Origin of the sequence: Sphingobacterium corticibacter, from assembly GCF_003076635.1 — a bacterium.
Lineage (GTDB): Bacteria > Bacteroidota > Bacteroidia > Sphingobacteriales > Sphingobacteriaceae > Sphingobacterium > Sphingobacterium corticibacter.
In genome coordinates this window covers 1-18,544 of the sequence record NZ_QDKG01000002.1, presented here as the reverse complement: position 1 = coordinate 18,544, position 18,544 = coordinate 1, and the positions used below count along the sequence as shown (strand labels likewise).

Here is an 18,544-nt window from a genome sequence, read left to right as displayed (position 1 = left end):
CCAGCGGCTTATGTTGGATAGCTTTTAGCAGATGTTTTCATAGTGTGTAGATTTTGTTTATTACTGGTTTACTTGAAGACGGACTTTGCCGCCTGCTTTGCTTAGTTCAAATTTTACGCCCGCCTTCTCCAAGATGCGGAGTACTTCGGAAAGATTTTTTTCGCGTGTAATCTCGCCATAAAAATAGGTGGGCGGGATCGCCTTCGGATAGCTGACTTCCACAGCGTACCAACGACTGATCTGCTTCATGAGGTCTTTTAATTCTGTTTCAAAAAACAGGAAATTGTTGTCTTTCCATGCAACATAGGACGCTACGTCCACTTGCTTTTTATTGATCCGATCGTGCTGCACTACGGCTTGCTCATTTGGGCGCAAGGATAGCCGACCTTGGGTAGTTTCGATTTCTACAGAACCCTCCACCAATGTGGTGAGCGTTTGCGGATCATCGGCATATGCGGATACATTAAAGCTAGTGCCCGTTACGCGGATGATCTGATCTTGGCAGTTTACCTCGAAAGGTACGCGGCGATTATTCACATATTGTTGTGCCACTTCGAAATAAGCTTCGCCTTCTATACTCACCTGCCTCTTCTGGCTGTTGAACAACAGTGGATAGGTTAATTTCGACTGTGCATTGAGGTGTACGTGCGTGCCGTCGCTTAGCGTTACGCGGTATTTACCACCTACCGGAACGGTGATGCTAGCGGTAGTTTGTGCCAACTTTTCTTTGTCGATAGCGAGTAATGGCGTGCCATCAGAATAGTTTAATTCTTGATCGAGTACAATACCGTCTTTGTCGCTGCGCAGGTTGATCTTTTGTCCGTCAGACAAGACCAATTCGGCTTTATTGCCGCCGGGAAGGATGCTGGCTGCTTCGATGTTTTCGGATGATGTGGCGTGCTCACGTAACTGGAAGTAGCCAAATACGGAAGCACAAATTAATAGAGCTGCTGCCGCTCCCTTGTATATAAAAGGGCGAATCCTATTGCGGCGTAAAGGGATGGATTGTGTTTGATGAAGTTTATCGAACGTTAGCTGTTTGATCTGATCGAGTTGCTGCTCGGCATGCTCGTCTTCCATGTCGATCCATTGCAACGCATCCCCAAAAACCTCTTCGCCCTGCGTAACCTGCTGGAAAAAAGCTTCGTTGGTATCATCCAGCTTACGCCAACGCGTTAAGGTCTCTGATTCCTCCAGCGTTAGCTTGCCTTCGATATATCGTTTTATTAGCTCGGCTATTCGTTCCGTAGCATTCATAGGTTTATAGGGTTAGTACTGCTATAACGACCTTGTGCTGGAAATCTTAGTAGATTTTTTAATTTTTTTTCGGAAGTTTCATTTTTAGCCTGATTAAGAAGATGGCATCCGAAATAATGGCTTTGTTTTTCACATGCCGATTCGAGCTAATAAATGTGTTGGCAAGAGGGATAAACGCTTTTAGATGCAAACCTCATCCAAATGTATCCATGTGCATTTCCACACGCCATTCACGTTGATGTATAGCCGTATATAGCTCGTGGTTTCATTGATTTCTTCTGTGTAGGTGAATATATCTAGGATGTCATCATCATTTAAATCATAACCAATGCCTGTCATCGATTGATTGTCGATCGTAGTCAGGGCTATCTCATGGCTTGTAATATGGATGCGATCGTCGTAAGGGAAAATGGTCAATCCGTCTAAGCTATTTTCATGCGGAGCAGGAATGGCTACTTCCTTGTCAAAGGAAATAGTTGGGAAAGTAATGGTTCCTGGGCAGTCGGTATTCGAAATTAAATACCAGTGATCGACTGTTGCTTCCTGAGCGGCACCTTCGATCCAAATGAGAGCGGAAATCGGTTTATTCCAATGCACTTTGGTTCCGGCATACATCGGGTCGGCATCAGCATTTTGTTTTACTTGTATTTGTGGGTCTGCTTCTAATAAGCGTTTTAATAATGACAGGTTGCTATCCCACATGAATGGTACACCCACGCCACTTATCTGCAGTCCCGCTACATAGTAATTCTTCTCGTTTTCCTTATTGAAGAATGACGATTGCGTTGGCTGAAAACTGGGGTTTTCACTTATCCAACTTTGATCTACGTGCTTTTTTAGGCTGTCCAGCAGTTCCTTTGGATCTTTGTTTATGGCTACGATATTCTTCTCATGATTTGATTGGCCAGAGATTAAGACGAGCTGTAGGAGAGTGATGAATACAAATGTTGCGTAGTGCATGTCTGAATAAATGAGGTTGCCGAATGGTGAACGGTGTGACTACACAAAGATAAAAATATTTACTCTTAAGCACATTATGAGACGGAGGTTCTCTACTAAGAGGTCTCTTTAGGTTTTGTCGATGCGGATGATCAATTTATTTTTGGCTACTTGTATGTTAACGTATTGACCTTGCTTAAACCCAACTTCTTCCATCCATTTCCCTTCTAGTCTAATTTCTGGAACGGAGATACTGTCCCAGCGCCTCTTGCGAAATTTACCCTGTATTTTCAACTTTCGTGTGGACTTCATTTAGTGTGTTCGTCAACACGAATATCCAATTTTATTTTTTGTGATGTGTTCGGTATAATGAACACGTGGAAAAAAATACATAAAAAGCTTACAAATAGGTGAGAAAAATGAAGGAAGGAAAGGGCTCGACAAAAAGTCTTTTGCCTTCTATTGTGAGATCGGCAGAACCCAACTGCACATGATCGAAAACGGTAAAACCAATCCTTGCCTCAGTACTCTTTTGAAGATCGCTACAGCTTTAGAAATTTCGGTGTCGGAGTTGGTAGAGGGGTAGTTTTTAGGTTTTTACCAAACGTAAATAAAAATAACTCGATGTTTTCGCCTGTCGTGCTTAGTCTGATCGCCAGCTCTTGTGTGAGATCAAGGAATTGCAGATATAGTTTTTCGGCATTCTCGTACCTTATATTGCGGAGCAAATGGAATTCAATATGAGCTTGGCCTACAAAAGTATCGATGAGTCTTTGGTCTAGAATTAAGCATGGTGCGTTGTTGAATGATATTTTAAAAAAATATAACAACTTGCTGTAAGTCGATAGTCCAAGTCCATTAATCTTTTTGAATGTAGTTCTCAATTCTTCGTAGTCCGCCGTTGTAAGATTTGAGGTCTGGCTTAATGTGATTAACCTATTTTCAATGACTTCTATCTCGTGTAAGATGTTGACAAAATGATTGCCCCGCATACCTGCAGTATAGCCCCAATAGATAGTAAGAATGATTTTTTCGCGAATATCTTGTGTTTCAAATATATCATGACGGCTAATCGTCAAAGTAGGATTATTCTCAAAAAGTCTGTCATTAAGATTTTTCAGCCAGCTAATATGATTCTCGGCCTTTAACCATGTAGTTCGCTTTGTTGTAAAGGATTGCTCTTGTACGGGAAGGTGCGCTATTAAAGTCTTATAGTTCTCCATGTGGTTAGATGCTGTTATTTTAGTGCGATTAGTTAGATGTGAGGCAAAGTGAGCGCGACTTGCTGTAAAATTTATAGTAGGTTTTATTATTCTGATTCTTTCATCAGTTCCTGCTTCAATATTCGATTTAGTTCATCCTCTTTATTTAAGGTCATGAAATGACCGCCACCTTTCACCTTGATCACATTTTTTATAAACCGATAAGGAAGTATTTTATCGCGTGTACCATGAATATGAATGAGATTATGTGGTTCATCTTGATTTTTCCATAGTGCTATTTTGTCGATCGCCCAGCGTAGGAATAAAGGATCTGTGTCTATTACAATCTGTTTTAGAAGAGCTTTGTCAGATGTAGATTCAGCTCCGAAAAGCCAGTTGGTGATCGCGTTTGATTTCTTCAATAAGGCCGTTGGCAAAATTTTATGTAATCTTAACGACCCTGCAACACGATAGTAAATTGGAATTTCATGTTTTGTCTTTGCGGATGCGATCAAAATGACTTTTTCAGTTTCTATCTGTTTCGCAACTTCTACGGCCATAATTCCACCAAAGGAAAGTCCTATTAGGATTGGTTTTGTCGTTGGGATTTGCTCTCGAAGCCTTGTGGCATACTGCTCGATTGTTTCATCTTTCTGAGGTGCAATCCATTTTATAAAAGCAATCTTATGCCCTGAAAAATCAAGCTTTTGAAAAACTCGTTCGTCTGCTCCAAGTCCACTGAAGATGTATATTTCTCTTGCCAAGTCGTTAATAGTTTGTTATGGTGCTTATTCGACAGTTGGATTCGGTATTCGAAACAGCAACACCAACGCATATATTTGCAATACAGCTTGAACGATATTAATAAGTCCCACAATAGGGTTGATATAAAACAGTTGTATGGTGTAGGAATAAGCTAGTAATCCAAAAAGTACTAAAACTAAAAGTACATACTTTATCCAATCTACACCTTTGCCGATTAAAGCTGCTGTTCCTATTAGAACAGCGAATGTAAAAATTACAGTAATGATATCCGCGGTCGTATTAAGCGTATTAGGTAATAAAAGAATATTGATCACACCTAATCCAGCAGATAAGTACATCAAATTAGCTGATTTTTTTTGACTTTTGCTTACGACGATTTCTTCACTTTTCCGCTTTTCAGTAATCATCGTGTTGATCTTTTCGAGTTCCACATCACTGAAGTTTCTTCCTCGCAATTTCAGAATCTCCAAAGCATATTGATTGGCTTGTGGTACAAACCTGTTTCCTTCTTTTAAATACTGTTCTAACTCTTGATCTGTTTTATTTTCTAAAACGCTTTTCTTGACATTCATGGTAGTTAATTGGTTGAGGAATTTTGAAAGCTTAAATAGTGGTAAAGATAAATTATTGTTCTATTGTAGTCAACAAAATACTACCAGATGGATGTCTATATTGATATAAATAATGGTTAAGTATTATGAATTCTGTAGATTTTTTAAAGTACTCAGCAACAGGTCATCATTTCCATTTACCGATTACCTCTTTGCCAAAGCAATAGTGCTAATTACATTTGGTTTGTTGAGCTTTACCACCACGGCGATAATCTTTTCTTGATCTTCCACAGATAGAAATACCGGAATCAGGAGAGCAATATCTATTTTAAGTAGCGTGTGGATGACAATTAGATCTTTTAAAGTAAAAGATTTGATGCCGTTCATCAATTCAGACATATGAGTTTTGCTTTTATGGCCTAAAATCGAACCCAAGTTTTCTTGCGTTAAATCCAGTTGTTTGAGCTTTGGCCTTATAGTTTGTTTTCTGTTTTCGATAAACACTCTTTCCTGCTCAGCTACCGCTTCCGATTTCTCGCTTTCTGCTAACTTGTTGTCATCGATTTTGTTGGGATCGCTCCATTCCAGATTTTCATAGTTAGCAATGATTTCACGCAATTTCATGCGTAAGTTTTTAAGCGGAGGATTTTCTTTAGAAAGCAAACGCAGTTTTCGATCGGCAATAAGCGCTCTATCGTAATCCAACTCATTGTTAATTACGCCTTTTTCCACTATTTTTTCTGTGGCAAAATGTGTTTTCATTATCCTCTAATTCCCTGTCATACATTTTAAAGTTATGATATAAACCGAACTTTTGCGTTTTGTTGTAAAATATATTAACTAATATAACACAAAGTTAGCGATGATTGCACATTTCCGCCCCTCCTCAAACAAAATAGAGACACCTTTCAGCGTCTCTTTTTCTAGTATCTACAAATCAGTCGCAGCCAATAAAACCTTACTCTTCCCAGCGAACTTTTTCTGCGATAGGAGAGCGTACTGGCTCACGTTCGTGTGCCGTATCGGCATAGCCAAGGTAAAACAGACCAATACATTTTTGTTTTTCTTCTAGTTGTAGAAAATCACCCATGTGGTTGATCAAACCTGGAGAAGCCCAGTAACCGCCGATGCCGATCGAATGACCAGCCAACCAAAGGTTTTGCACCGCACAGGCTGTTGCAGCTAATTCTTCCCATTCTGGCAATTCGCCGGTGTAGTTCACCACGATCGCGATTGCCACCTGAGCAGTAGTCGCTTTTTTAGCCATGTTTACTTCCGTTTGCTCAGCATATTTCTCCGTAGGCGTTACTTGTTTGTAAATACGTGCTAGCTCTGTACCTAAACGCTCCAATCCAGCGCCTTTGAATACCACAAAGCGCCAAGGTTGCGTTCTCTTGTGCGTTGGTGCTGCATTCGCAGCTTCGAGCAATAGCTCGATATCTTCGCGGCTTACTTCTTTATCTAAAAAACTAGGTTGCATCAAGGATCTTCTGTTCTGGATCGCCTGCAACACCTCATTGGTTTTACTCATCGTATGTTGTTGTATGTATGTTTAAATATAATGTTATCGATTACGCGCGCTCTTCCCAAAGTGCGACAATATGTAAAATCGTTTTCACGGCCTGCTCCATATCTTGGCGCGATACCCATTCCTGTTTGCCATGAAAAGCATGTCCGCCGGCGAACACATTCGGGCACGGCAATCCCATAAACGACAAGCGTGAACCATCCGTGCCGCCACGAATGCTACGGCGCTCAGGTTCCATGCCGGCGCGACGAATCGCCTCCATACCGATTTCCATAATTTGTGGATGCTGATCGAGCACTTCTTTCATGTTGCGGTATTGTTCCTGCACTTCGATTTGGTAGGTGGATTTTGGATAGTTGGCGATCACCGATTTTACGATATCTTCCACCTCTCTCTGGTGACTGTCCAACAAGGCCGTATTATGATCGCGAATGATAAACTCAATCGTCGCTTCTTCCACCGTTCCGCTGATTCTGTTGGGATGCACAAAGCCTTCTTTTCCGCGGGTCGTTTCCGGCGATAAGCGATCATTCGGCAAGGCCGCTACAATATCCGTCGCGATCTTCACCGCACTTTGCATCTTTCCTTTGGCGAAGCCAGGATGTACCGATACGCCTTGAATCGTTACCGTCAGCGCGTTCGCGCTAAATGTTTCATCTTCAATTGTACCAGCGCGTTCGCCATCCATCGTGTAACCAAAATCTGCGCCCAGCTTGGCAATATCTACGTGGTTGACACCGCGGCCAATCTCTTCATCGGGCGTAAATAAGATTTTGATCGTGCCGTGCTTGATTTCTGGGTTTTGCATGAGCAATCGCGCCGCATCCATTATTTCGGCTACGCCGGCTTTATCATCGGCACCCAACAAGGTTTTGCCGCTGGCCGTAATCACATCGTTGCCAATCTGATTCGCCAAATCCGGATGATCCGCAAAGCGAATCACTACGCTCGGATCTTCGGGCAATACCAAATCCGTACCTTGATAATTGTGATGAATCAGGGGTTTTACATGTGTGCCTGAACTATCTGGCGAAGTATCTACGTGCGAGCAGAAACAAATCACGGGCACTTGCTTATCGGTATTGCTTGGAATAGTTGCGTACACGTAACCAAACTCGTCCAAATGCGCATCGCTAATGCCGAGATCTAACAGTTCTTGCACTAATATTCTACTCAAATCTTTCTGCTTTTCCGTAGAAGGAAAGCTAGTTGCATAGGGATCTGATTGCGTATCTATCTGTACGTATCGCGTGAAGCGATCCGCAACTTCATAGGTGGTGATGTCGTTTATCGTCATGTGTTTTTGTTGTATGATGAGCGCTTTCAGCGAAAGCAAAATGCTGTTCAGTCAATCCCTGTTTTGCCACCGATAATAGCTATCGGCAGGAGAAGCGCGCTGCTTTCAAAATTAAGATTTTATAACGGAAAACAGGTCATCTGCCGCGAAATGAAAAAGGCTGCCGGAGTCTTTTCCTCTGGCAGCCTTCCCATTAATGTATATTCGCTTACTTCACCAATTTCAACGCCAATTCAGGCTCGTCGGTAGTGATGAAGTCGATTTTTTGATCAATCAAGAATTGGATATCCTCTTTTTTATTAGCTGTCCACGCATTGGTTTTCAGTCCCAACGCTTTGAATTCCTGAATCCAAGTTGGATTCTTTTGGAATAAGCTGTAGTGATAATCTACGCCTGTTAGTTTTGCGTCTTTGATTTGCTGCGGAGATTTGTCGCCCATCAGATAATGCACTGGGATCGTAGCGTTCAATTCGCGTGCTTTTAAGCAAGCATCGTAGTCAAACGAGATAATTTCCACTTGTTGCTCGGCATTCAGCTTTTTGATTAAATCTATCACCATAGATGTAGCTTCTATCGTACGTTCTTTGCCAGCTCCGCTAGATTTCAATTCCAAAATCAGTTTTAGATCTTTTAACTGCAATCCGATGTTGAGGAACTCTTCTAACGTTGGAATATACTCTCCATTAGGATGAAGTTTTGTAGCAAGCTCTTCGAGCGTAGCCGTGGCGATGTCCGTCCCGTAGAAATCCGCATCGTGGTTTACTACCAATACATCATCTTTAGTGATGTGTACATCAAACTCTGATCCCCATACTTTCAATTCTGAAGCTTGTAATAAAGAAGCGATCGAGTTGTGAGGCAAATTATTTTGTTTCCAAGCTCCGCGATGGGCAATTACTTTTGTTTGCGCGATCGCTGATAATCCCATTACCGTCATGACCAATAAGGATAAAAAGTGTTTTCTCATGTGATTGTGTTTTATGGATCAGGATTTGGCATCCTGATGATCGCTAAGATAACAATCCCATATTAAAAGCATATTAATTTCTTAGTAGCAATTCAGATGCAATTTATTTGAATTTGAGAATGTACCGTCAGTCTAATTTTTATAAGGATGCAATACTCGTTGTTCTACATCAATTCTCGCCTCCAAATTTTTGCAAATTGCACAAATAGAAATCCGTTGTTGCAAAAATTTTAAGCGAGGAGTTTTTTGTATACTTTTTTGCGGAAAAAAAGTATAAGCCCGTGCGGCTTGAGCACTGAAATCATGGATCTAAACAATTTTAAGCCAAACCGTCCCATTCTGCATAAAATTGTTGCAAAAATCCTTCCATATACTGATGCCGTTGGGCGGCAATGCGTTTGGCAGTTTCCGTATGCATTTTATCTTGCAGTAGAAGCAATTTTTCGTAGAAGTGATTGATCGTCGGCGCAGTCGTATTTTTGTACGCCTCTTTGCTCATGTTTTGCTCTACCGGAATCGTGGGATTATAGATTTCCCGATTCTTGAAGCCGCCATAATTAAATGCACGAGCGATGCCAATTGCACCGATCGCATCCAAGCGATCTGCATCGCGTACCACACGCAGCTCAGGAGAATCAAAAGTGACCTCACCTAATGAAGCTTTGAAAGACATATTCAGAATAATCTGCTGCACATGCTCGATAATCGCCGCATCCACACCTTCTTTAGCAAGGAATTCACCCGCAATGCGCGGGCCGATGCTTTCATCGCCATTATGAAATTTGCTGTCCGCAATATCATGTAGCAACGCCGCCAATTCGCAGATCAGCGGATCAGCTTGCTCCGTTTGCAGAATCAATTTGGTATTGTTCCACACGCGCAATATATGCCACCAATCGTGTCCAGATTCTGCACCCGATAAGGTGTGTTGCACGAAGGCAACCGTTCTTTCGATGATATCCATATAACGGTGAGTTGCGTATTAATCTTTAGACCCGTCGTACAATTCGTACTGCAATAAACGGCAATCCAACTTTCCGTTGAAGAATTCGAATCTGCGGGAAGCTTTCAAGCCAATCTTTTTGGCCAGATCAGGATTTCCAGTAAATACATAACCGCGGTATCCTTTGCACGATTGTTTCAAGAAATCGCCAATACGTTTGTATGTTGCTTCCAGTTTAAAATGTGTTCCTAAACGTTCGCCGTATTCAGGATTGAACATGATCACGCCTTTTTCTTCCGGCACGGTGGTTTTTTCAAAATCGCCTGTTTCGAACTGAATTAAGTGCTCCACACCAGCGGTGCGCGCATTCTGCCGCGATACTTCCACGGCTTCGGCCGAGATATCAGAAGCTACAATTACCGGCATAATAGCTCTGTCGGATTGCTCCTTTAGCACGCGGCGTTCTTGGAAAAATACTTCTTCGTTATAACCAATCAGGTGCATGAATGCGTAGTTCATGCGCAACAATCCCGGTCTGCGATTTTGCGCGATTAGCGCAGCTTCAATAGCTAAAGTGCCTGATCCGCACATCGGATTGATGAAAGGTGATTTGCCATCCCATTTACTGGCGGCAATGGTTGAATAAGCCAAGGCTTCCAACATCGGAGCTTTTCCGGGGATTTTACGGTAAGCGTGCTTCGCTAATGTTTCACCAGAGGTGTCAATAAATATTTCTGCGCGCTCTTCCATCCAGTGTAAGTGGATCACGGCTTTGTCCAAGCCTGGCCCAGAATTAGGGCGCATACCTTTCTTATCTTTGATACGATCTACGATCGCGTCTTTTACTTTTACATTGGCAAATAATGGTGTCGTAACGGTCTCATTATGCACGTGCGATGTGACGGTAAAATAGCCGTCGAAAGGCAGGATTTCTTCCCAGGCAATCTTCACCAACTCATCATACAATTCCTTCGGATCGTTGGCTTTGAACGAGCGCAATTGGTACAGCACTTGGCTGGCAGCGCGCAAGTTGAGATTGAGTTTAATGCACTCATTGATAGAGGCTTTGATCTCCACGCCGGTGTTGAACGGGCGTACTACTTTAAAGCCCAATTCTTCTACTTCTTCTTGCAAATAAGGCGATAATCTTCTGTTACAGGTAATGATTATCTTGGCCGGTGTGTTGAAAACTTCCATCATATTTGTGCAAAGTTAGGGATTCTAAGACGTAAAAAATGTGTAATTTTAGGGTTTAATAATTTTGACTATGGAAATAAGAGGAAAAGTTCACGAAATTGGTGGCATTCAGCAAGTAACGGAGTCGTTTAAGAAGAGAGATCTGATCGTTGCACATGCGGAAAATCCACAGTTTGTGGAATACATCCGCTTTGAGGCGACACAAGATCGGGTAAACATCTTTGATAACCTGACAGTGGGAGAGGATATTGAGATATCATTTAATCTACGTGGACGTCCTTGGACAAATAAAGAAGGCGTAACAACCTATTTTAACTCCTTGGTCGCATGGCGCGTAACCAAATTGGCAGGAACAGCAGCCGCTGCACCTCAGCACAATGTAGGTGATATGCCTCCAGTAGACATTTCTTCTTCCGGTTCGGACGATGATGATTTGCCATTCTAAAGAATGCAGATTGATAAAAAGGCGAATATCCCACGATATTCGCCTTTTTTTTTGGGTGCTTCACCGATCTTTTCTATCGCGTGACCGATTCGGTTTCTCGAAAATCAGCAACAGCCCGTATCTTGCATCAACATAAATTTTAGACTTGGATATTTACCCAGTATATTTATATAAAAATAACAGCAAATACTATGGGATGGGCGACAAAAAAAAGTAGGGTATGGGAGCTAAGGCAACTTACGTTGACCTTTCTGTCTATCCTGATGTTTGTACCGTTCTTACACATCCATCCGTTTGTGATGATGAGCCAGGCTTCCAAAAGTAAAGTACGCCTTTGGTATGTGATGGCATGGGTGCTTTTGGCCGTCGAAGTGGCGCTATTTGGTTCTTTCATTTATTTCTTCGGTTCGTTTAGCCGAGGCATGTTGCTCACGATTGCAGGATCTTCTGTTTCTTATATTGTGGGGAATGGGATGTTGCTGAATCAGGCAAAACCTTTTCTACAGCGATTAGAGCTGGGTGAGGTGCGGCCACTAAAGTGGATCAGTAGCCCGAACGGGCAAAAGCAACGCGAGTTGAAAGCTCCGGTGCTTGATACGCCGCAGTTGTTCATCGAACGCTTGTTGCATTGGCGCAAGCAGATCAATAACCGTGTGCTGCATCAGGATATTGACAAGATCATTCGTCTGTTTCACCTGATGGAAAAGAAAGACATTCGCGAAGCGGAAAAATTTCTGGTCAGGCACTCGACCGTGGTGAATGTATTGATACAATACGATGAATTGGAAAACTCGAATCTGCGAAATGCAGTAACCGATAAATCGAAAGAAAAACTGGTGCATGTAGTGCGGCAGGCTGCAGTAGCCATCGAACAAGAAGTAACTGAGCAGTTCCGAATGGGCATGCTGGAAATATCCGCCGAAACGGATGTGTATCTACAAACATTGAAAAGCAGAAATCTATTAAAAGATTAAAAAAGTATAATTATGGCAGAATTGGATTTAGCACAGTACGGCGGTGATAGCGAAAAGCCGAAAGACACGTCGATGGATATGTCGGTGAACTTTTCGGACGAAGAACGCACCAAAATAGCACAGTATAAGGATAAAATTAACCTGACATCCACCATGGATATCATCCAATTTGGTGTGGGCAGTCAGTCGCAAGTGGGTAATTTCTCGAGCGAAATACTAAAACAAGTGCGCACCAAAGATATGGGCGGCGCGGAAGATATATTGATCAACCTGCGGTCGGATATTCGTTCGTTTGATGAAGGAACGCGCAAAAAGCCATTGATTCCTTTTTTCGACAACTTGAAAAAGCGTATCAGCCGGATCAAGACAGAATATGCATCGGTGGAGAAGAATATTCACCAGATCGAATTGAAACTGGAAGGGCATTATAAGAATGTAGCCAAAGATGTGGTAATCTTCGATAAACTGTTCACCCAAAACCAGCAATATTTCAAAGATCTTTCTTTGCATATTCAAGCCGGAACGGAAAAGTTGCAAGAAGCACATGAGGTGATCTTGCCGAGATTGCGCCAAGAAGCGGAGAGTAGCAACGACCAGCACAAGATCCAAGAATATAAGGATATGGAGCAGCATATCGTGCGCTTCGAACGCAAAGTACACGATCTGAAACTGACACGTATGGTGGTATTGCAAAATGCACCGCAGATCCGCATGATTCAAAGTAATAGTAGCGCTTTGATGGAAAAAATTCAGTCTAGTTTGGTCAATACCTTGCCATTGTGGAAGAACCAAATGGTGTTAACGTTAGGTATTGCGCATTCGCAGCGCGCTTTGGAAGCACAAAAGGCGGTGACCGATGCCACCAATGAATTATTGCGTCGTAATAGCGAGATGCTCAAAGAATCGACGATCCAGATCGCTCGGGAAACAGAGCGCGGTATTGTAGATATCGATACCATCAAGAAAGCAAATCAGGATATTATTGCTACGATCGACGAGGTATTGCGCATTCAGCGCGAAGGCCGCGAGAAACGTAAAGTCGCCGAAGGCGAATTGGTGCAAGCTGAAAACGACTTAAAAGCACACATCTTAAAATCATCCGACGAGAATCGGTTGATAGATTAAAGTAAAGCAAAATGTGACCTACTCGATGGTCATGAAAGATCGAACATACGTCATTGCGAGGAAGCATGACGACCGCCGAAGGCAGCTCCGAAGGAAACCAATCTTAGGTTTGTCAAGTTTAGATTGCTTCGTCGTCGTTCCTCCTTCTCGCAAGGACGTTATAATTTCAACTTTAGATAGTCTTTTCTTTTTACGAATACAGCAGGTCGACTAATTGTTTGGCTTCCTGCACATCGTGTACGCGGAGCAATTGTACGCCGCGCTCCAATAGTAAGGTGTTGAGTGCAATGGTGCCGGTAAGTGCTTCCGCTGGTGAAAGACCTAATTTGCGATAGATCATTGATTTTCTAGAAATACCACCCAAAATCGGCAATCCATGGTAATGCAATTCGGCCACGCGCAACAGCAATTCATAATTCTGAGCACTTGTTTTGGCGAAGCCAAAACCTGGATCGAGAATAATGTCTCGCACGCCCAAAGCGCGTAAAGATGCAATGGCATGTCCTAATTCCACAGCAACATCATTCACGATGTCTTTATAATCGGTGTGCTGCTGCATGGTATCCGGTGTGCCACGCATGTGCATTAATATATAAGGCACTTGCAATTTGGCTACCGTGGCAAACATGTGCTCATCCAATTGTCCGCCCGATACGTCATTGATAATATGCGCGCCCGCGCCGATCGCTTCTTCGGCAACGCGCGCACGATAAGTATCTACCGACATTATTGCTTGTGGAAAGGCTTGGCAAATAGCCGAAACTACTGGAACTACGCGTTCCAATTCTTCCTCTTCGAGCGAGAGCGCTGCACCGGGGCGCGTGGATTGTCCACCTATATCCAGGATATCCGCGCCATCTTTTAAGAGCTTTTCAGCATGGCGCAATGCCGCGTCTATGGTCGTGTTTTGTCCGCCATCGTAAAAGGAATCCGCCGTGAGGTTGAGGATTCCCATAATTTTGGGAAGTTCAAAACTCATCAGTTTACCTCCCAAACGAATGCTCGGTGCGGAATGCGTGGAGAAATGCTTCATGGATTATTTTACCACGACGACGCCATCTGCGATAAACGTGATGTCGCGTTTTGGTTTTTTGATCGCAGCGATTTCTTTTTCACTTTTGCCCAGATCTTTCGCATCGTGTTGCAACTTCGCTACGGTGGTTTCTTTTACTTTGCCTTTACCCTCTAATACGACGGTCTTGCCGACGATATCCTGCGGCATAAAATAACCATAATCCGTGAAACGCACCATGATGGGTTCAGCATTGCCTTCGCGTTTCAACGTGATAAAGCAGCCTTTTTTCTTGCATACCTGCACGACTTCGCCTTGCACTTTTCCTGTGAAATCATTGGATTTGGTCAGCGCAGTTTCCAAAGCTTTTACAGAAATGGCGCCCTGCGCATCCACTTTTTGACCATATTGCACGCCTGGCTGTGCAGCCGGAATATCGGCTTGTTGTGCAGATCCGATCGTGGCGAATGCCACGACGCTGAATAATAAGGTGAATAACTTTTTCATATTTCGTGATGTTAAAAAGTACTATTTGCGAATAAACTCAAATTTGCCACTGGGATCCAGTTTAATAATCATGGAAGGCTCTCGTTCTTCCGTATCTTGTTGGCCAAACTGCACCACATAATCTGCTCCTTCGGTAATTTCGGGAGATATATCCAAGAAATTACGTGGTGAAGGCTGTCCACTCAGGTTTGCAGAGGTGGAAATGATGGGTTTGCGAAAGCGCTGTAATAATTGTTGGCAAAATGGATGATCTACAACCCGAATACCAACCGTGCCATCGGCAGCCATTACATTCGCCGGCAAGTTCTTTGCCAAGGAATAGATGATCGTGAGCGGACGATCCGTCACCTCGATCAGTTGGTAGGCTACATCTGGAATATCATTGACATATCCCGCCAATTGGTTGTCATTGTGCAATAGCAAGATCATGCTTTTGGCTTGATCGCGTCCTTTCAGCGCAAAGACCTTTTCTACCGCTTCTGGATTGGTCGCATCACAACCGATTCCCCAAATGGTATCTGTAGGATACAGGATGATGCCGCCAGCCTGCAAAGTTTCCAATGCTTTGGAGACATCATCCCGATCTAAATATGTATTATTTTGTCGCATGTATTACCTATACCGCTACGTTGTGATCGCGTAAAGCGTCGTTCAACGAAGTTTTCTTGTCTGTAGATTCCTTACGCTTTCCAATAATCAAAGCACAAGGCACTTGATATTCTCCTGCTGGGAATTTCTTGGTGTACGATCCTGGAATCACCACTGAACGCGCAGGAACGAAACCTTTGTATTCTACTGGCTCATCGCCAGATACATCAATGATTTTAGTTGATGCGGTCAATACCACATTAGCACCTAATACGGCTTCCGTTTCTACGCGAATACCTTCTACTACGATGGCGCGAGATCCAATAAACACGTTGTCTTCAATCACAACTGGCGCAGCTTGTACCGGCTCTAATACGCCACCAATACCAACACCACCCGATAAGTGTACATTTTTACCGATTTGAGCACAAGAACCAACCGTTGCCCACGTATCGACCATTGTACCTTCATCTACATAAGCACCAATGTTCACATATGAAGGCATCATGATCACACCTTTGGCTAAGTAAGCACCATAACGAGCTGAAGCTCCAGGTACGACGCGCACGCCTAATTCTTTGTAGTTCGTTTTCAACGCCATTTTATCGTGGTAGATAAATGGAGTGTTTTCGATCACGCTCATTTCACGAATCGGGAAGTACAAAATCACGGCTTTCTTGATCCAGTCATTCACATGCCAACGCGTACCAATTGGTTCTGCCACGCGCAATTCACCCAAATCCAAACGCTGAATCACGGTATGAATGGCTTCAAAATATTCTTTATACTCCAGAAGCTGTCTGTTTTCCCAAGCCTCCTCAACTAATTTTTTGTAATTCTCTAACATGGATTGTCGTATTCTAAAACTATATTATTACTTGTACTACAAAGATGTCAAATTTTAGCGAAAAATTGTGCTAAGCGATCTGTCAAAATAGGTTAAACGATCCTCTCATTTTACGCTTGTTGTGCTGTGATTGGGAAGAGGTAATGGCTTGCTTGCATTTAAATCATAGGATAAGTAAGTTTGCATATGGCAGAAGCATCCGAAAAATTACGTATTGATAAATACCTGTGGGCGATTCGCATTTTCAAAACCAGAAGTTTGGCGACAGAGGCTTGTAAGGCTGGGCGCGTGAAGCTGAAAGGGCAAAATGTGAAACCTTCGTACGTAGTGAAAGTAGGAGAAACGTTTTCTATCCAAAAAGGAATCGAACGCAAGGTCATCCTCGTGACCGGATTACTGGAACGACGCGCTGATGCCACTACCGCACAGAAACATTACGAAGATCATACGCCAGAAGAAGAAACGTACGCGTACAAATCGGCTTTCCACGCGCCAGTGTTGAAGCGAGATCGCGGAACGGGACGTCCAACCAAGAAAGATCGTCGGGAAATTGATGATTTGCAAGATGATTGGAAGGAAGGCGATTCGGCAGAGTAGATACTTACGACCAAATCTGCGAGATTGTTAAGTTTAATTATTAAACTTATATTTAATTTTTATTACATTTGTTGCTATGATTAAGTGAAGTTATTGGGGTTTTCAATAAGTTGATGAAGCTCAAATAATTGCAATGGTCCGGAGAATCATATTCGTACGAAGAGGCAGTCTGTCAAATCAGATCACGTCGTATTGACTCCCTGAGGACGTTATGATTGAAGTTCACTTTCATTGAAACGCGTCATTATTGCGCACCTGAGGCACGAAGGTGCGGCAATCTTTTAAAAGGTTTTCTATTACCTCCGCTTTAGAACTTTTGGATGTAATTTCTTTTTTAATCTTTCTCTGGAGAATAGTTGTAGGCCACATGTTATTGAAACTATCATTCTCTCGAAAATAAATATGAATAGCGTAGCCTTCGCATCGAATATTCCACAAAATGATTTAACCTAAACGCTCATTGTGATGAAAATGTCGAATACATTCAAACTAGGCCTCTTGATTTTCGGCTTGGGATTTATTGGAATCCTTACTCTGCTAACCATGGAGATGTCTATCCCTCCCTCTGTTTTAGAAAAAACAGGCCGTTCGCTTACGCTGAGGGAGTTTAAATTGATTGCTCTTATAAATCCGACTGTCTTACTATTAATTATGGTAGTGATAGGTACCTTAACTTACAAGCGAGTTGGTCTTCCAATACCCATTTTTGAAAAACTAGTTTACAAAGAGAGTAAAAATATTGATTATCGGAGTTTAGTGGTATATGGTGTCAAAGGTGGTATCGCAACGGGACTATTCTTGGTTTTTTTCTCATTCTATTCGTCCAAATATATTACACTCGAAATTGATTACTTTACGCCAAACATTTTAAATCGCCTGTTTTACGGAGGTGTTACAGAGGAAGTTTTGTTAAGATTTGGTGTAATGAGTCTATTCATTTGGCTGCTAAGCTTGTTATTTAAGAGTAAGCCTAATTGGATTTATTGGGCAGGAATACTCTTGGCGGGGCTATTATTTGGGTTGGGTCATTTGCCAGTAGTTTTTAATGCTATGGCAGATCCTTCTCTCGCGGTAATATTGTATATCGTTTTTGGAAATATGGTTGGCGGATCAATATTTGGATGGTTGTATTGGAAGAAGGGATTGGAGTCAGCCATGATTGCCCATGCTTTTGCGCACGTCATTATGCTCAGTTTAGGAGCTGGATAAGTCGATGAAGGTTGAAGTTCGAGCAGTAAGGGTTTTATATTCGATTTACAGATTCACATGTAGTATTGATTCGAAAGATGCAATAATACAGACTTAATCCAATGATAGCTTTTTCTATTATTTAAGGTTATCATAGCGCGTAAATCTAACCGATAGATCTCTTAGGAATAAGATATTTTGAAAATGAAATAAAGTTTAATAACATCATACCGGAGCTAAAGGTATAAAGCTTAATAATGATCATTATTCCTATGTGGTTAGCCTTACCTGTATACTCTAGTTTACTGTTTATTCGGATTTGTTTATTTTTCTCGCTACATACAATCTATGTATGATTGTTCGATTCTTAATGTTTGTTTTCTGTGATTTGTAGTAATTATTTTTAAATATTGTAAGTACCCCGTTTTTCAGACAGCAAAATCTGCTATTTTCTAATTTATTTTAGTACTTCTTCAGCTTCTTTTTTAGATATTTTTCTTGCTGCTTCAATCGGCGTACGATTACCCAGCCCTTCGTGTGGCCTATGATTGTTATACTCCTGAATCCATTCATCGGTAAGATCTCTTACATCAGACAAGTTAAAGAACAGGTGTG

The 18,544-nt window shown here is 42.3% G+C and carries 23 protein-coding genes; 6 read left to right on the top strand and 17 right to left on the bottom strand.

Features of this window, described 5'->3' with window-relative positions:
• Positions 1-60: 60 nt before the first annotated feature.
• The 3 genes from DC487_RS06025 to DC487_RS06015 form a co-directional block, all read right to left on the bottom strand.
• Positions 61-1,257 (bottom strand): FecR family protein, encoded by a 1,197-nt coding sequence (locus tag DC487_RS06025; RefSeq protein ID WP_116775076.1) that lies wholly within the window; start codon positions 1,255-1,257, stop codon positions 61-63.
• 180 nt (positions 1,258-1,437) lie between these two features.
• The gene (locus DC487_RS06020) at positions 1,438-2,217 is read right to left on the bottom strand and encodes a hypothetical protein (protein WP_116775075.1); all 780 of its coding nucleotides are present in this window, start codon (positions 2,215-2,217) and stop codon (positions 1,438-1,440) included.
• Between the two features lie 108 nt (positions 2,218-2,325).
• A complete protein-coding gene (locus DC487_RS06015; RefSeq protein WP_116775074.1) occupies positions 2,326-2,508 on the bottom strand; it encodes a SymE family type I addiction module toxin in 183 nt (60 codons plus the stop codon).
• Positions 2,509-2,587: 79 nt separating this feature from the next.
• Here DC487_RS06015 and DC487_RS17405 point away from each other — a divergent pair, with 79 nt between their 5' ends.
• Entirely contained in the window at positions 2,588-2,782 is a 195-nt protein-coding gene (locus tag DC487_RS17405) for a helix-turn-helix domain-containing protein (RefSeq protein ID WP_116775073.1), read from the top strand.
• Here the strand turns inward: DC487_RS17405 and DC487_RS06005 are convergent.
• The 9 genes from DC487_RS06005 to DC487_RS05965 form a co-directional block, all read right to left on the bottom strand.
• A complete protein-coding gene (locus DC487_RS06005) occupies positions 2,739-3,419 on the bottom strand; it encodes an 8-oxoguanine DNA glycosylase OGG fold protein (RefSeq protein WP_116775072.1) in 681 nt (226 codons plus the stop codon). The genes DC487_RS17405 and DC487_RS06005 overlap by 44 nt on opposite strands.
• Before the next feature lie 86 nt (positions 3,420-3,505).
• The gene (locus DC487_RS06000; RefSeq protein ID WP_116775071.1) at positions 3,506-4,162 is read right to left on the bottom strand and encodes an alpha/beta fold hydrolase; all 657 of its coding nucleotides are present in this window, start codon (positions 4,160-4,162) and stop codon (positions 3,506-3,508) included.
• A 24-nt stretch (positions 4,163-4,186) separates the two neighbouring features.
• On the bottom strand, positions 4,187-4,735 hold the full coding sequence (locus tag DC487_RS05995) for a hypothetical protein (RefSeq protein WP_116775070.1): 549 nt from the start codon (positions 4,733-4,735) through the stop codon (positions 4,187-4,189).
• Between the two features lie 183 nt (positions 4,736-4,918).
• Positions 4,919-5,476: a transcriptional regulator gene (locus tag DC487_RS05990; RefSeq protein WP_116775069.1), complete on the bottom strand. Its 558-nt coding sequence runs from the start codon at positions 5,474-5,476 to the stop codon at positions 4,919-4,921.
• A 196-nt stretch (positions 5,477-5,672) separates the two neighbouring features.
• A complete protein-coding gene (locus DC487_RS05985) occupies positions 5,673-6,245 on the bottom strand; it encodes a nitroreductase family protein (RefSeq protein WP_116775068.1) in 573 nt (190 codons plus the stop codon).
• A gap of 40 nt (positions 6,246-6,285) precedes the next feature.
• On the bottom strand, positions 6,286-7,539 hold the full coding sequence (pepT, locus tag DC487_RS05980) for a peptidase T (protein ID WP_116775067.1): 1,254 nt from the start codon (positions 7,537-7,539) through the stop codon (positions 6,286-6,288).
• A gap of 208 nt (positions 7,540-7,747) precedes the next feature.
• Complete coding sequence (locus DC487_RS05975) at positions 7,748-8,506, bottom strand: glycerophosphodiester phosphodiesterase (protein WP_116775066.1); 759 nt, start codon at positions 8,504-8,506, stop codon at positions 7,748-7,750.
• Between the two features lie 319 nt (positions 8,507-8,825).
• Positions 8,826-9,470 carry an HD domain-containing protein gene (locus DC487_RS05970; RefSeq protein ID WP_116775065.1) on the bottom strand — a complete coding sequence of 215 codons (645 nt, stop codon included), beginning with the start codon at positions 9,468-9,470 and terminating at the stop codon, positions 8,826-8,828.
• A gap of 18 nt (positions 9,471-9,488) precedes the next feature.
• Positions 9,489-10,646: a THUMP domain-containing class I SAM-dependent RNA methyltransferase gene (locus DC487_RS05965; protein ID WP_116775567.1), complete on the bottom strand. Its 1,158-nt coding sequence runs from the start codon at positions 10,644-10,646 to the stop codon at positions 9,489-9,491.
• 70 nt (positions 10,647-10,716) lie between these two features.
• Here DC487_RS05965 and DC487_RS05960 point away from each other — a divergent pair, with 70 nt between their 5' ends.
• The 3 genes from DC487_RS05960 to DC487_RS05950 all read left to right on the top strand — a co-directional run bounded on the left by DC487_RS05960 (position 10,717) and on the right by DC487_RS05950 (position 13,190).
• Positions 10,717-11,091: a DUF3127 domain-containing protein gene (locus DC487_RS05960; RefSeq protein WP_116775064.1), complete on the top strand. Its 375-nt coding sequence runs from the start codon at positions 10,717-10,719 to the stop codon at positions 11,089-11,091.
• Positions 11,092-11,282: 191 nt separating this feature from the next.
• Complete coding sequence (locus DC487_RS05955) at positions 11,283-12,065, top strand: hypothetical protein (protein ID WP_133228425.1); 783 nt, start codon at positions 11,283-11,285, stop codon at positions 12,063-12,065.
• A 12-nt stretch (positions 12,066-12,077) separates the two neighbouring features.
• The gene (locus DC487_RS05950; protein WP_116775062.1) at positions 12,078-13,190 is read left to right on the top strand and encodes a toxic anion resistance protein; all 1,113 of its coding nucleotides are present in this window, start codon (positions 12,078-12,080) and stop codon (positions 13,188-13,190) included.
• Between the two features lie 190 nt (positions 13,191-13,380).
• Here DC487_RS05950 and folP read toward each other — a convergent pair whose 3' ends face one another.
• Genes folP through DC487_RS05930 form a run of 4 tightly spaced genes read right to left on the bottom strand, consistent with a single transcriptional unit; the run spans position 13,381 to position 16,144 of the window.
• Positions 13,381-14,223: a dihydropteroate synthase gene (gene folP / locus DC487_RS05945; protein ID WP_116775061.1), complete on the bottom strand. Its 843-nt coding sequence runs from the start codon at positions 14,221-14,223 to the stop codon at positions 13,381-13,383.
• Between the two features lie 3 nt (positions 14,224-14,226).
• Positions 14,227-14,709 (bottom strand): DUF4920 domain-containing protein, encoded by a 483-nt coding sequence (locus DC487_RS05940; protein WP_116775060.1) that lies wholly within the window; start codon positions 14,707-14,709, stop codon positions 14,227-14,229.
• A 21-nt stretch (positions 14,710-14,730) separates the two neighbouring features.
• Positions 14,731-15,318: an L-threonylcarbamoyladenylate synthase gene (locus DC487_RS05935; RefSeq protein WP_116775059.1), complete on the bottom strand. Its 588-nt coding sequence runs from the start codon at positions 15,316-15,318 to the stop codon at positions 14,731-14,733.
• A 7-nt stretch (positions 15,319-15,325) separates the two neighbouring features.
• Positions 15,326-16,144 carry a 2,3,4,5-tetrahydropyridine-2,6-dicarboxylate N-succinyltransferase gene (locus tag DC487_RS05930; protein WP_116775058.1) on the bottom strand — a complete coding sequence of 273 codons (819 nt, stop codon included), beginning with the start codon at positions 16,142-16,144 and terminating at the stop codon, positions 15,326-15,328.
• 186 nt (positions 16,145-16,330) lie between these two features.
• Here DC487_RS05930 and DC487_RS05925 point away from each other — a divergent pair, with 186 nt between their 5' ends.
• Complete coding sequence (locus DC487_RS05925) at positions 16,331-16,741, top strand: RNA-binding S4 domain-containing protein (RefSeq protein WP_116775057.1); 411 nt, start codon at positions 16,331-16,333, stop codon at positions 16,739-16,741.
• Between the two features lie 465 nt (positions 16,742-17,206).
• A complete protein-coding gene (locus tag DC487_RS05920) occupies positions 17,207-17,950 on the top strand; it encodes a CPBP family glutamic-type intramembrane protease (protein ID WP_116775056.1) in 744 nt (247 codons plus the stop codon).
• A 436-nt stretch (positions 17,951-18,386) separates the two neighbouring features.
• On the opposite strand, the gene DC487_RS17400 is transcribed toward DC487_RS05920, so the two are convergent.
• Positions 18,387-18,539, bottom strand: coding sequence for an integrase core domain-containing protein (locus tag DC487_RS17400; RefSeq protein WP_394341835.1), 153 nt, complete (start codon positions 18,537-18,539; stop codon positions 18,387-18,389).
• Positions 18,540-18,544 lie beyond the last annotated feature (5 nt).